We start from the raw sequence: 505 nt of genomic DNA, 5'->3' as shown, positions 1-505 counted from the left end.
TGCTGAGAGATGCCTTGAGACCGGTGATCTCCCAGATCGGAGACAAGCGACTGAATCTTCGAATTACCCAATCCATGATGCAGGTTCTTAAATCAGACCTGGTCAACGTGAGGGGGGACAGAAGAGTGAAAGAAGGAGACTGGAATCTTCTCAAGGATCTGGAAATGAATGCAGGATCCTCTTTGGGAAGCACCCTATTCTTTGAGTTGGGAATCAATGATACGCCGGCAGCATGGGAACTTACACTTCCCGCTTTTACTCCTCAGGATATGATCGCGATTCCAAATGGTGCCACCCATTACAAGATTACTGCTACGGGAGTAGGAGTAGATTTTGATCTGGGAACCCGATCCGTCTTCAGCGGAGGTACAGGCTCGGTTTCCATTTTGGACCCGGCTCTTTCACAGACGCTGACAGTGGACAAGACTCAGCTGAGTGGAACCCACTATGTTTTTGTGCTCAGTGTGGAGTTTGTTCAATTGGTCAATGGTGTGGAATATGCGAT

The 505-nt window shown here is 48.5% G+C and carries 1 pseudogene; it reads left to right on the top strand.

From position 1 onward, the window contains the following. Window positions 1–74: 74 nt before the first annotated feature. Window positions 75–505, top strand: a pseudogene (locus J0A69_RS22405) (hypothetical protein); the annotation flags it as partial.

It is taken from the genome of Algoriphagus pacificus, from assembly GCF_017254845.1.
Classification (GTDB): domain Bacteria; phylum Bacteroidota; class Bacteroidia; order Cytophagales; family Cyclobacteriaceae; genus Algoriphagus; species Algoriphagus pacificus.
The sequence above is the reverse complement of the archived record's forward strand: the minus strand, read 5'-3'. Positions and strand labels throughout refer to the sequence as shown.